This window comes from Streptomyces sp. NPDC021115 (assembly GCF_044333065.1).
Taxonomy (GTDB): Bacteria; Actinomycetota; Actinomycetes; order Streptomycetales; family Streptomycetaceae; genus Streptomyces.
Genome location: NZ_JBIRQF010000017.1, coordinates 72,332 through 85,132 on the forward strand (window position 1 = coordinate 72,332; position 12,801 = coordinate 85,132).

Genomic DNA, 12,801 nt, shown 5'->3' on the forward strand with positions numbered 1-12,801 from the left:
AGATGTGGGGCGAGGGGATCTTTCCGATGAACAGTGGTCGGTGCTGGAGTCGTTGCTGCCTGCGGTGGGCATAAGCCGCAAGTGGCCTGGTACGGACCGTGGCAGACGGTGTATGGACTGTTCCGGAGATGGCAGCGTCGGGGTGTGTAGGTCCGGCTGCTGACGTTGTTGCAGGCGAGGACTGATGCGGCCGGGCTGATCTTCTGGGAGGTCGGTGTCGACTCCACCATCTGCCGGGCACACCAGCATGCTGCCGGTGCCCGTCGGCGCGGTGCTGTGCAGAAGGACGGAGGAAGGGCGCATTCCTGGCATTGGCGCGGGGCGGCGTGTCAGGGGTTGCACCTTCCGTAGCGGCATGTGATTCGGTGGACTTACGTCTCGTTCCCTTGAGGAAAGATCCCTGCTCATGCATTCGTCGTTCATGCCACCCCGCCAGGTCAAGATCGGTGACGCGGCGGCCTTCGTCGGCAGCACGCCGCGGGCGATTCGCCATTACCACGCGATCGGCCTGCTCCCCGAGCCTGAGCGGGGCGGCGATGACCGCCGCCGCTACGGGTACGAGGACATGATCCGCCTGCTGTGGATTCGCAAGATGGCCGACGCCGGGATCGCCCTGGACGACATCCGGGACGCCTTTACCACCGGCACGGCTTCCGCCGGTGCGGACAGCGGAGACGGTATCGCGGGCATCCTGGAGCGGTTGGAGGAAACCCTCGCCGAGCAGGAGGCGGAATTGCGGCGGAAACGGACCGCCGTGCAGCGGATGCGCACCGAAGGCAGCCGGATGGGCCTGCTCTCCGACTTCGTCACCGAACGCCTCAAGAGCCTGCCCGAGGGCTCCCTGCGTCAGGCGGACTTGGACAGTCTGCTGGTCACTGAGCGGATCTTCGGCCCGCTCGGCGCGGCCGTCCAGGCCACCCGTTTCGTCGTCCTGGCCACGCATCCCGCTCTGCGGGAGGATTCCGACCGCATCGATGACGCCGAGGAGGCACTCGATGACAGCGTCGCCGTCGATGATCCACTGGTGGCTCAAGTGGCCGTCGAGCGGCGCGCCTTCGAACGCGCCCTGCAGGCCGTCATCGAGGAGTCCGGCCTGGGTAAGGACGACGATGCCCTCTTCGACGCCTGGGACACTTTGCACCCTGCTACCGCCGATGACGGTGAGGACGAGGCCGACCTCAGCTCTGGCAGGCGGGAGGCTGACTCCATGAGCGTGTTCGAAGCCATCGGCAAGATGCCCTACGACTTCTCCCCAGCCCGCCTGCGCTGTATGGAACTGGCCGAAGAGCTATCCGCCCAAGACTCACCCGCCACCTGAAACACGGCCGAGGTCTCTCTCGATCCCAGCATCGGGCCGATGAACGCGGCGATGCCGCCGACGACGGCGAGACGGCCGTAGAAGAGGAGCAGTTGACCGCCGGAGTAGAGGTCACGGCCCGCAGCCTGGGCGATGACGGCAAGCCCCCCCTGCACCAGGCGGGCAAGGATGATTGCCTCGATGATGGGGCAGACGGCGCACGGCTCGGAGGTGACGATGTGCTCGGTGACGCCTGCGAGGAGGATGCCGCGCCGGCCGCATTGGTCGGAGAGAGCGGCCCGAACACCGTCAACAGCAGCAACAGGGCCGGCACACCTTGGCGTCTGGCCGAAGCGAACCCCCCGTCGGGCACGGCGGCGTCCCGCCTCGCCCTCGCCACGGCCCTTGACGTCACCGGCAGCGCCCCCAGGCTGTCCAGGTGTTACGCGTGGGATCCCACCGCCCAGATGTTCATGGCGTTGAGGAGTTCCCTCGGGTCCCACACCACCTGCTCTTCGCTGAGGAGTTCGCCCGCGAAGCGGCAGAAGCTCGCTCCGGTCACCGTCACCGCCCTCCCGGTGGGCGGTACGCCCATGAAGGAACCGGTGTGGGTACCGTGGCTGCGCCAGCGGAGGGCGAGCGTGTCGGCCTGCTCGACGGTGTCGAGGATCTCGACCTTCAGGTCGGGGAAGGCGGTGCGGGATGCCTCGATCGTCCGGCGGAGGGCGTCGATGTCCTCGGAGCCGGTCTTGGTGTAGCGCACATAGCCGGGGGCGAGGATCTTCGCGAAGGTGTCGGTGTCCCCTTCTTCCCAGGCGGCTCGCCAGGCGCGGAGGATGAACTCGATCCGGTCGTGTTCCATGGGTCGGCTTCCTTCGGTGCTCGTGCTCGGTCAGGTGGAGAGGGTGGTGTACGTGCCGTAGTCCCCGGCTTGGAACAGCAGGGGATCGCCGGGCGCGGCTTCCATCGACTCGACGGCCGCGACGACCATGAAGTGGTCTCCCACCAGCACTTCGGCCTGCACTCGGCAGTCGATCAGAGCGATGGAGCCGGTCAGGTGGCGGGTGCCCATCGGCCCGCGGCTGGAGGCGACCGACTCGAACTTGCCCGCTCCCTTGCGGGCCAGGGCACGGCAGGTGTCCACCTGGGTGTGCGAGAGCACGTTCGCGGTGAAGACATGCTGTCGGCGGATCAGGGGCCAGGTCGAGGAGGTGTGGCCCACGCTGAAGGTGACGATCGGCGGGTCGAGGGAGAGGGAATGGAAGGAGCCGACGATGAAGCCCACGTCGTTTCCGTCCTCGTCGACCCCGGTGATCGCCACGACTCCGGTGGGCAGGCGGCCCATCACCTTGCGGTAGTGCTCGGGGGTGATGTGTGTGGTCAGGCTGTTCATGTCCTCTGTGTCTCTCGTCGTCGCTTTGCGGGTCGGCGGGGATCGCGTCGAACGGCGGCTAGGACGACGGCATGGGGAGCTTCGCCGTCCTGCCGCCGTCGAGCACCACGGTCTTCCCGGTCAGGGAGCGTGAGCCGTCACCGGCCAGGTAGACGGCGAGATCGCCGACGTCGGTGGGCCGGCCCACCCGTCCCAGGGGGTGCAGGCGGTTCAACGCGTCGCGGGCCGCGTCCGGGTCGGCGTGGGATGCGAGGTATTTCTCGCTGAGTTCGGAGGTGATCCACCCGGGGGCGATCGCGTTGCAGCGGATGTTGTCCTCGCCGAGATCGACCGCCATGGCGCGGGTCATGCCGTGGATTCCCGCCTTGGAGGCGCAGTACGCCGTGGGGCCGGGATTTGCCCCGAGCCCTTCGATGGAGCCGATGTTGACGATGCTCCCGCCACCGCGGTCGCGCATTTGCGGCAGGGCCGCCTGGGCCAGGAACAGCGGGGCTCCCAGGTTGACGGCCATCATGAGATCCCACTCCTCCACCCGGAGGCGGGAGAGGCTGTGCTCGAACATGATCCCGGCGTTGTTGATGAGGATGTCGACCCCGCCGAAGCGTTCCACGGTCCGGGCGACAACGTGCTCACAGTAGGAACGCTCTCGCAGGTCACCGGCCTCGAAGGCGACGGTGGCGCCGGCGGCCTCCACTTCTTTCGCGAGCGAGCCGGAGCCTTCCGCCGAGACGTCGGCGATCATGACGGCGGCGCCCTCGTGTGTCAGCTTGCGCACCAGTGTCCTGCCGACACCTCCAGCGCCTCCCGTGACGATGGCGACCTTTTCCGGAAACCTCAACTCGCTGCTCCTCCGGGTCATGTGGTGCCGGTCTTCCGTGCGGTACGTACGCCGTAATGGGCCGTCATGCGCCGTCGGTGACGTCGAATTCGACGGTCCCCCAGGCGTCGAAGGCGCCCACCCAGTGGCCGGTCTCGTTCATGGGGATCGCCTGGAGGCAGCTGCCCGGGAGGATGACCTGTCCGGGTTCGAAGGCGATGTCGTAGGTGGCAAGCCGGTTGCCCAGCCAGGCGGTGGCGGCGAAGGGGTTGCCGAGGATGTTCTTGGTGTTGCCCTCGATGACCTGGCGGCCGTTGAAGTGCAGGACGCCGCGGGTGTCGCCCAGAGTGAGGTCGGTGACCCGGCGCGGTGTTCCGCCGAGGATGACGGCGCCGGTCGAGCCGTTGTCGGCCAGGGTGTCGGGCAGGTCGATCGTCCAGTTCTCCACGCGCGAGTCGATGATCTCGATGGCGGGCACGGCGTAGTCGACGGCGCTGATGACATCGGCGACGGTGATGTGAGGGCCTCGCAGGGCGCGCCCCAGGACGAAGGCGGGTTCGAGTTCGACGAACGGCTCGATGTAGTGCCGCCGGTTCTGCGGGACGCCCTCGTAGGCGAACGTCGAGCCCAGCAGATAGCCGTAGTCGGGCTGGTCGAGGCCGAAGGCGGCCTGCATCACCTTGGCGATGTTGCCCAGCTTGTAGCCGACGACTCGGTCGCCCTCGGCCACGGCCGCTTCGGTGGCGATTCGCTGGACGGCGAAGGCGCTGTCCACGTCGAGGGCGGGCCAGGTCTTCGTCGGCGGGGCCACGGGCGTGGCGTCGGCCCGTGCGGTGCGCAGGGTCGCGGCGATGTCGTGGAGCTCGGAAGTCTGCATCGGATCCCTCTTTGAGTGTTCATATAATGAACGTGACGTTCAACTCGATGTGGCGATGGTGGGCCGCGCACATCCGCCTGTCAAGGGTTGTGAAACCGACCCGCAAGGGCGACCGGCAGCCTTGACGGGCCCCGAGGTTCGTGTCAGGCTTCCGAAAATTTTTGGTCGTCGCGCTCACTATCCGAACGCCATCATCTGTCTCGGCAGCGCCTCGTCCGATCCGTGTCCGTGCCGCGCCTCCGTACCCGCGCGAACCGCTCGTGACGCCGAGTGCTCACCCCTCGTCGCCGTCACCCGGGCGGGCACGGACCGCAATGCTCACCTCAGGAAGGACTGAAGTGTGACCACCACCAGCAACCCCGATGCCGTCGCGACGGACGAGGACAGCCCGGTCGACAAACAGCGCTTCATGATCAAAATGACCGGCTTGATCACCGGCGGCATGTTCATCGACGGCTACATCCTCGGCATCATCGGGACGGTCATCGCAGCCGCCACCGCCGAGTTGCACATGTCCCTGTTCTGGGAGGGCCTGACCGGAGCGTCCGCCCTGGTCGGCATCTTCGTCGGCGGGCCGCTCGGCGGCTGGCTGGCCGACAAGCTCGGCCGCAAGCCCCTGTTCACGATCGACCTGGCGATGTTCCTCGTCGGCTCGGTCCTTCAGCTGTTCGTCGACTCGGCCTGGCAACTGATCGCCGTACGGCTGCTGATGGGCATCGCCATCGGAGCCGACTATTCGGTGGGCTGGCCCCTCCTCACCGAATTCGCCCCGGCGCGCCTGCGCGGGCGCCTGCTGTCCGTCTCACAGGTCGCCTGGTACCTCGGATTCATGCTGGCCTTCTGCATCGGCTACGCGATGAACTCGGCGTTCTCGGCGGACTGGCGGATCGTCCTCGGCACCAGCACCGTACCGGCGGTGATCCTGTTCCTGGCCAGGCTGGGCCTCCCCGAGTCCCCGCGCTGGCTGATGAACAAGGGCCGTACCGAGGAAGCGCACCGGATCGCCCACGACTACCTCGAGTCCCCCTCCGATGTCCTCGACATCACCAGCGAATCCACCCGTGAGGGCACCTTCGGGATGCTGTTCTCGCGCGACTACTGGCGGGCCACCACCTTCACCTCCGTGTTCTGGTTCTGCACCGTCACCCCGTACTTCGCCATCGCCACCTTCGCGGCCAGCGTGCTGTCCGACTACGGTCTCGGGGACGGCCTCGCAGGCGCACTGGGCGTCAACGGGCTCGCCCTCGCCGGCGTCCTGGTCTCGCTGCTGCTCATCGAGCGCATCGGCCGCCGCAAGCTGACCATCCCCCAGCAGTGGGTGTGCGCCGTCGTGCTCGTGATCATCGGCCTGTGGGTCTCGGCACCCCCGGTCGTGGTGCTGACCTGCTTCTTCGTCTTCGCCTTCGCCAACGCCATGTGTACGGCCCTGACCGGGGTCTACCCCGGAGAGGTCTTCCCCACGGAGGTCCGTGGCATCGGGATCGGATTCGCCACCGCGTTCAGCCGCGTCGGCGCGGGCATGGGGACCTTCCTGCTTCCGTGGTCGATGCACAACCTCGGCGCCGGGCCCAGCATGCTCATCGCCGCGGGCATCTGCGCGGTCGGCGCCCTGGTCTCCCAGGTCCTCGCGCCGGAGACCATGGGCCGTTCCCTGAGCGAGACCTCGGCGCCGCACCGCCGCGGCCTCCGCATGAAGAAGGCGCCGCTGTAGGGGACGGCCACGACGACGGATTGCCCTGGCAGCCGCTCGCACGACGCCCGGACCGGCCGGACATGCGAGCGGCTTCCCCACGCTGCCACAAGGATGATCGTGAGTGAGTCGCACGACCGGACGGTCGAGCCCGGCGCCGCCGTCGCCGTCGTCCTCGTCTGGCGCGGACGCGTCGGCCTGTTCAAGCGGAGCCGCCACGTCGGACACGACGCGGGACGGTGGCACTGCCTCACCGGCGTACTCGAAGAGGGTGCCTCGGCGCGCGTCCGGGCGCTGCTCACGCTGTTCGAGGGGACCGGCATCGCGGTCGCCGGGCTGGTCGACTTCCACTCCGGCCCGGTCCTGGAGCTTCAGGACGCGCAGGGCGGCCGGTGGCGTGTGCACACCTTCCGTGCCGCAACCGAGCGGCGAAGGCTCCGGCTGAAAGGGGAGTACGAGACCTACCGGTGGGTGCCCCCGCGATCCGTGACGCGGTTCGACGGACAGGCGCCCTGGCTGCGCGAGGTGCTGGCGGCGATGCCCGCATAGCCCATCGGAAGCCCTTGCCCGCCCCGGGCCTCGCACTCATCTCGGCGCAGGCGCGTTCACTATCTGAACGTGCAGGCGTTAGGGTGGGCGGAGAAGATTCGTGCGTGGACGCACGCGCGGTGTTTCTCCAGCACGAAAGGGCCCCATGAGCGACGCATCCACACCGGCGGAGATGACCAACAAGTCGGTGACCAAGGGCGTGCGGCTGCTGCGCGAGCTGGCGGCACAACCTCGGTCCGGGGCCACCGTGACCACCCTGGCGAAGGCAGCGGGGATCTCGCGGCCCACCGCGTTCCGCCTGCTGCACAGCTTCGAGAAGACGGGCTTCGTCGACCGCATCGACAACAACTACATCCTGGGCTGGGAGCTGGCCCGGCTCGGCCGCTACGCGGACCCCCACGCGGGCCTCGTCGCCCGCGCCCAGCCGCTGCTCCAAGAGCTGGCGGACAAGTTCAACGAGCAGGTGACCTTGTCGGTGCCCAACCTCCAGGACGGCCTCGAACTGGTCACCCAGGCCGCCGGTTCCCACGTGGTCGGCATCGTGCCGCACAACATGGTCGGGCAGCAATACCCGCTGCACGCCAGTTCCACCGGCAAGGTGCTGCTCGCCGAGATGCCCGTGGAGAAGGTGCTCGCGCTCCTCCCCGAGAAGCTGGAGCGCTACGCCTCCCGCACCATCACCGATCGCACGACCCTGCTCAAGGAACTCGACCAGATCCGCGAGCAGGGCTTCGGCGTCATCGACAACGAATTCGAGGAGGAGCTGCTGTCGCTGTCGCGCCCCATCCGCGACTCCTCCGGGAACCTGGTGGCGATCTTGACGATGAACGGGCCCCGGTACCGGTTCGGGCGGGCCCAGATCCCCGAAGCGCTCCAGCAGATGCAGGAGACCGTCGACAGCCTGACCGAGGTGTTCTGGCAGGATCCTGCCTCCGCGTAGAGCGACAGCCACGGCGTCGCCGCCGGGGCGCAGCGGGTCCAAGCCCGCAGCGCTTCCCGTCGGCGACGTTTTTGCGTTCGGCGGGCGCCGCACGCCCGCCCCAGGTACGTCCTGAGTTCCCCCAGCGCCACCCCCTTCGTGGGCAGCCTTTGCGCTCTGGCTTCTGAACGTGGCGTTCATTAATCGATCTCGCACCTCCAGTAGGCCGCGATTCACCTGTTGACACGACCCCACACCAGGTCTCAACATGAACGTCACGTTCGCTAAGTGAACGCGAACGACACCGCAGGAAGGCCCTGCCTCTCGCCTTGGAGCGCAGCATGAGCAATCAGCCGATGAAGTTCTTCGCCTTCGACGTGTCCGCGCCCGCACACCTGACCGCGGGCTCCTGGCGGGACGCGAACGACGGGGGCTGGCGCTACACCGACCTGAGCTACTGGACCGACACGGCTCGCATGCTGGAAGACGCCTGCTTCGACGGGATCTTCTTCGCCGACACCGTCGGCTACCACGACGTCTACGGCGGTTCCCCCGACGCGGCCATCCGCGACGCCGCCCAATTCCCCATCAACGACCCCGCTCTGGTCATCTCGGCGATGGCCGGTGCGACCCGGCATCTGGGCTTCGGCGTCACCGCGTCCCTGACGTACGAGCAGCCCTACGCGCTGGCCCGCAAGTTCAGCACGCTGGACCACCTGACGGCAGGCCGGGTCGGCTGGAACATCGTCACCTCGTACAACGAGTCGGCCGCGCGCAACCTCGGCCTCGGTACGCAGATCCCGCACGACAAGCGCTACGACATGGCGGACGAGTACCTGGAGGTCTGCTACCAGCTCTGGGAGAGCTCCTGGCAGGACGACGCGGTCGTCCGCGACGCCGGGGCCGGTGCCTACGTCGATCCGCGGCGCGTCCACCCCATCCACCACAAGGGCACGTACTTCGACGTCCCCGGCGTGCACCTGTGCGAGCCGTCCCCACAGCGCACCCCCATGCTCTTCCAGGCCGGTGCCTCCTCCCGGGGCATGCTCTTCGCCGCGCAGAACGCGGAAGCGGTCTTCGTGAACACGATGACTCCCGAGATGACCCGGCGCGGTGTCGACAAGGTCCGGACCGCGGTCGCGGAGGCGGGCCGTGACCCGAGGAGCGTGAAGGTCCTCGCGCTGATCACCGTGGTCGTCGCGCCCACCGACACGCAGGCGCGGGAGAAGTACGAGCGGCATCTGCGGAACGTCAGCTACGAGGGCGCGCTGGCCCGGTTCGCGGGCTGGACCGGGATCGACCTCAGCACCCTGGACCCGGACATGCCGCTGGAGTACGCGGAGGTGGACGGTTCGCGCTCGATGGTGGAGATGTTCTCCAAGGCGGACCCCACCCGTACCTGGACCTCCCGGCAGATCGCCGAGTTCATCGGCATCGGCGGCACCGGTGCCGTGATCGTCGGATCCCCGCAGACGGTGGCGGCCGAGCTGCGCACGTGGCGCGATGTGGCCGATCTCGACGGCTTCAACGTCAACTACGCGACGAAGCCCGGTGGTTGGGAGGACTTCATCGAGCTGGCCCTTCCGGAGCTGCGCCGGCAGGGTCTGGCGCGCGACAGCTACGACGAGAAGGCCGCCACGCTCCGCGAGACCTTCTACGGAGTGGGGCAGCGCCGCACGCTGCCCGACCACCCGGCCTCGAAGATGCGCGCCACCGCCCGGCAGCGGGGCGGCGCGCTCCAGGACGCCGTCAGCGGATCACCCGTTTGACCGCCCGGCACAGCGAAGAAGAAGGAAGGGTGAGACGCGATGTCGGTGGACGCTGACGTCATTGTGGTCGGCGGCGGTGTGGCCGGTCTGATCGCCGCTCGGGAGCTGGGACGCACCGGCCGGAGCGTGGTGGTGCTGGAGGCCCGCGACCGGCTGGGCGGTCGGGTGTGGACCGACCACCGGCTCGGGCGCGACCTGGAGATCGGCGGGACGTGGCTGCACTGGACCCAGCCCCACAGCTGGTCCGAGGTCACGCGCTACGGGCTGGAGGTCACCCGCGGCCCCCGGCCCGAGGAGGCGTACTGGCTGGCCGGGGACGAGGTCCGCAAGGGCTCCCTGCCGGAGTTCATGGAGCTCATCGACCCGGGCATGCGCCGTCTGCTGGCGGGCACGATGGGCTGGATCCCGCGTCCGGACGACCCCACGCGCAACGCGCGCCTGGCGTCGGTGGACGGCCGGAGCTTGCAGGACGAACTGGACGAGCTCCGGCTGGGCGTGGAGGAGTACCAGGCCAACGAGGCCGCGTGGGTCGGGCACTTCAACGCGCCCCTGGACGAGGGCGCCTACACGGCCGCCCTGCGCTGGACCGCCGCCGCGGCCGGAAGCTGGCACCTGATGCACGAGGCCTCGGCGGTCTTCCGGCTCGCCGGTGGCACGCGCGCCCTGATCTCGGCGATCGTGGCCGATACGCGGGCCGAGATCCGTACCGGCTCCCCCGTGCGCGCCATCGAGCACGACGAGAACCAGGCGCGTGTGCACCTCGCCGACGGAACCACGATGACCGCCGGGGCCGTGGTCGTCACCCTCGGGCAGAACCTCCTCGACACCATCGACCTCACGCCGCCGCTGTGCCACGAGAAGCGGGCCGCGGCAAAGGAGAAGACCGCCTCGAAGGGGGTGAAGGTGTGGATCCGGGTGCGCGGGCCGATCACGCCCTTCTTCGCCTACTCCTCCGCGCGGCACCCGCTGTCGGTGGTGCGCACCGAGTACACCGGTGCCGACGACGCCGTGCTGGTCTCCTTCGGCGCGGACGCGACCCGCATCAGCCCCGACGACACCGCCGCCGTCCGGGAGGCGCTGCGGGTGTGGCGGGACGACCTGGAGGTGCTGGAGGTCACCGGCCACGACTGGATGGCCGATCCGTACGCGCGGGAGACCTGGCTGATGCAGCGCCCCGGCCAGCTGACCTCGTACCTGCCCGGCCTGCAACGCAGCGAAGGTGTCCTGCACTTCGCCAGCAGTGACAACGCCGATCTCTGGGCCGGTTTCATCGACGGCGCCATCGAGCGCGGCCTGCGCGTCGCGCGGGACATCGCGACGGCGTGGTGAGTCCGTCGCGCCCGCTGTCCGACCGTTCTCATCCGCTGTGACTCCATCGAAGGGAGCGTCCGCCATGACCACCGCCATCGCCGCCACCACCCCTGTTGCCGCCGCCACCGCCGAGCTCCAGATCGACCAGATGGATTTCCGTCACGTCATGTCCCACCTGCCCACCGGCGTGGTGGCGGTGACGGGCGTCGAGCCGTCCACCGCCCGGCCCGCGGGCCTGATCGTCGGGACCTTCCAGTCGCTCTCCCTGGACCCGCCGCTGGCCGCCTTCAGCGTGGCCCGCACCTCCAGCAGCTGGCCCAAGGTCCGCGACACCGGCCTCTTCAGCGCCAGCGTCCTCGCCGAGGGCCAGGACGCGGTCTGCCGGTCCCTCTCCCGCAAGAGCGGCGACAAGTTCGCCGATGTGGAATGGCACCCCTCCCCCGACGGCGTCCCGCGCGTCAACGGCGCCGTCGCCTGGATCGACTGCCGGCTGGCCCAGGAACTCGACGGCGGCGACCACATCATCGTCATCGCCCGCGTCCTGCGTATGGCCACCGGACCGGGAGAGCCGCTGGTCTTCCACAAGGGAAGGCTCGGCAGCTACCGGGACACGTTCGCCGCCTGAAACACCGGCGGCCAGAGCCAGATCGACAACCCCGAGGGACATGAAACCCATGAGCACCACCACCCGCCCATCCGAACCTCTGCCGGACACCTCCCCCGAGGAGATCGACCGCGTCCTCTCCCGGGCCGCCGAAGCCGCCCCACTCTGGGAGAGCTTCACGCCCCGGGCCAGGGCCGACGCGCTCACGGCCGTCGCCGATACCCTGGACGCGAACGCGGAACACCTCGCGCAGGTGGCGGCCGGAGAGACCGGATATCCCACCGGCCGCCTGACCGGCGAGGTACGGCGCACCACGGTGCAGCTGCGCCAGTTCGCCGACCACGTCCGCTCCGGTGCCTACCTCGACGTCACGATCGACCGGGCCGACCCCGACTTCGTCCTGGGCCCGCGCCCCGAACTGCGGCGCCACCAGGTGCCCATCGGACCGGTCCTCGTCTTCGCTGCCAGCAACTTCCCCTTCGCCTTCTCCGTCGCCGGGACCGACACCGCGTCCGCCCTCGCGGCGGGGTGTCCCGTCGTCCTCAAGGCCCATCCGGGACACCCCCGTACCTCCGCCGCGACGGCGGCCATCGTGCGCGAGGCCCTGACCGGTGCCGGGGCGCCTGACGGCACGTTCGCCATGATCAGTGGCCGGGAGGCGGGGACGGAGGCGCTGCGAGACGCCCGGGTCGCGGCCGCGGCGTTCACCGGTTCCCTTCAGGGCGGCCGCGCCCTGTTCGACATCGCCGCCTCTCGCCCGACGCCCATCCCGTTCTACGGCGAACTCGGCAGCATCAACCCCGTCATCGTCACCCCCGAGGCGCTCGCGCAGCGGCGTGCCGAGATCGCCGCCGGTTTCGTCGGCTCCTACACCCTCGGCAACGGTCAGTTCTGCACCAAGCCCGGTGTGCTCCTGGTGCCCCGGGACGCGGGAATGATCGACCTCATCGCCGAGGAGGTACGGAAGGTGTCCGCCGCGCCGATGCTGACCCCGGCGATGGCGGAGGGGTATCAGCGGCGGCTCGAGGAGATCGCGCGGACCGCGGGGACGGATGTGCTCGTCAAGGGCGCCGTCACCCGGGACGACGGCGGAGCACCGCTGGTCTCCCCCAGCCTGATCGGTGTCACCTCCGTGGCCCGGCTCCGCGATGCCGCCGAGGTCCTGCTCGACGAATGCTTCGGCCCTGCCGCCGTGGTGGTTCCCCACGACAGCATCGAGGAGGCCGGTGACGCTCTCGCCAGCGTCGAGGGCGCGTTGACGGTGAGCATCCACACGGCCGGGTCCGCCGACGGCGGCTGTCAGCGCTTGGTGAAGCTGGCCCAGCAGCGCGCCGGGCGGGTCGTCTTCAACGCATGGCCCACGGGCGTCGCGGTCACCCACGCCCAGAACCACGGCGGCCCCTACCCGGCGGCCACCACCGTGCACACTTCCGTGGGAACGGCCGCCGCGTGGCGTTTCCTGCGGCCGGTGGTGTTCCAGGACGCGCCGGAGGATCTTCTTCCTCCCGCTCTGAGGGACGACAATCCGCTGCGGCTGCTCCGCACCGTCAACGGGCAGCCCGAGTAACAAGCCGT

The 12,801-nt window shown here is 69.2% G+C and carries 12 protein-coding genes; 8 read left to right on the forward strand and 4 right to left on the reverse strand.

Annotated elements, in window-relative coordinates; all coding sequences use genetic code 11:
• Positions 1-406: 406 nt before the first annotated feature.
• Entirely contained in the window at positions 407-1,318 is a 912-nt protein-coding gene (locus tag ACH4TL_RS35355) for a MerR family transcriptional regulator (protein WP_398324637.1), read from the forward strand.
• A 421-nt stretch (positions 1,319-1,739) separates the two neighbouring features.
• On the opposite strand, the gene ACH4TL_RS35360 is transcribed toward ACH4TL_RS35355, so the two are convergent.
• The 4 genes from ACH4TL_RS35360 to ACH4TL_RS35375 all read right to left on the reverse strand — a co-directional run bounded on the left by ACH4TL_RS35360 (position 1,740) and on the right by ACH4TL_RS35375 (position 4,384).
• Positions 1,740-2,159 carry an ester cyclase gene (locus tag ACH4TL_RS35360; RefSeq protein WP_398324640.1) on the reverse strand — a complete coding sequence of 140 codons (420 nt, stop codon included), beginning with the start codon at positions 2,157-2,159 and terminating at the stop codon, positions 1,740-1,742.
• Between the two features lie 30 nt (positions 2,160-2,189).
• Positions 2,190-2,690, reverse strand: coding sequence for a flavin reductase family protein (locus ACH4TL_RS35365; RefSeq protein ID WP_398324643.1), 501 nt, complete (start codon positions 2,688-2,690; stop codon positions 2,190-2,192).
• A gap of 58 nt (positions 2,691-2,748) precedes the next feature.
• Complete coding sequence (locus ACH4TL_RS35370) at positions 2,749-3,528, reverse strand: SDR family NAD(P)-dependent oxidoreductase (protein ID WP_398324647.1); 780 nt, start codon at positions 3,526-3,528, stop codon at positions 2,749-2,751.
• 64 nt (positions 3,529-3,592) lie between these two features.
• A complete protein-coding gene (locus ACH4TL_RS35375) occupies positions 3,593-4,384 on the reverse strand; it encodes a 2-keto-4-pentenoate hydratase (protein WP_398324650.1) in 792 nt (263 codons plus the stop codon).
• Positions 4,385-4,724: 340 nt separating this feature from the next.
• Here ACH4TL_RS35375 and ACH4TL_RS35380 point away from each other — a divergent pair, with 340 nt between their 5' ends.
• From ACH4TL_RS35380 to ACH4TL_RS35410, 7 genes are all read left to right on the forward strand, one after another.
• Positions 4,725-6,095, forward strand: a complete 1,371-nt coding sequence (locus tag ACH4TL_RS35380; protein WP_398324653.1) for an MFS transporter — start codon at positions 4,725-4,727, stop codon at positions 6,093-6,095.
• 99 nt (positions 6,096-6,194) lie between these two features.
• On the forward strand, positions 6,195-6,623 hold the full coding sequence (locus tag ACH4TL_RS35385) for an NUDIX domain-containing protein (RefSeq protein WP_398324656.1): 429 nt from the start codon (positions 6,195-6,197) through the stop codon (positions 6,621-6,623).
• Between the two features lie 145 nt (positions 6,624-6,768).
• Positions 6,769-7,563: an IclR family transcriptional regulator gene (locus ACH4TL_RS35390; RefSeq protein ID WP_398324659.1), complete on the forward strand. Its 795-nt coding sequence runs from the start codon at positions 6,769-6,771 to the stop codon at positions 7,561-7,563.
• A 320-nt stretch (positions 7,564-7,883) separates the two neighbouring features.
• Positions 7,884-9,311, forward strand: a complete 1,428-nt coding sequence (locus ACH4TL_RS35395; protein ID WP_398324662.1) for an LLM class flavin-dependent oxidoreductase — start codon at positions 7,884-7,886, stop codon at positions 9,309-9,311.
• A 39-nt stretch (positions 9,312-9,350) separates the two neighbouring features.
• A complete protein-coding gene (locus ACH4TL_RS35400; protein WP_398324665.1) occupies positions 9,351-10,640 on the forward strand; it encodes a flavin monoamine oxidase family protein in 1,290 nt (429 codons plus the stop codon).
• A 64-nt stretch (positions 10,641-10,704) separates the two neighbouring features.
• Positions 10,705-11,247, forward strand: a complete 543-nt coding sequence (locus ACH4TL_RS35405) for a flavin reductase family protein (RefSeq protein ID WP_398324668.1) — start codon at positions 10,705-10,707, stop codon at positions 11,245-11,247.
• Positions 11,248-11,296: 49 nt separating this feature from the next.
• A complete protein-coding gene (locus tag ACH4TL_RS35410; RefSeq protein ID WP_398324671.1) occupies positions 11,297-12,793 on the forward strand; it encodes an aldehyde dehydrogenase (NADP(+)) in 1,497 nt (498 codons plus the stop codon).
• Positions 12,794-12,801 lie beyond the last annotated feature (8 nt).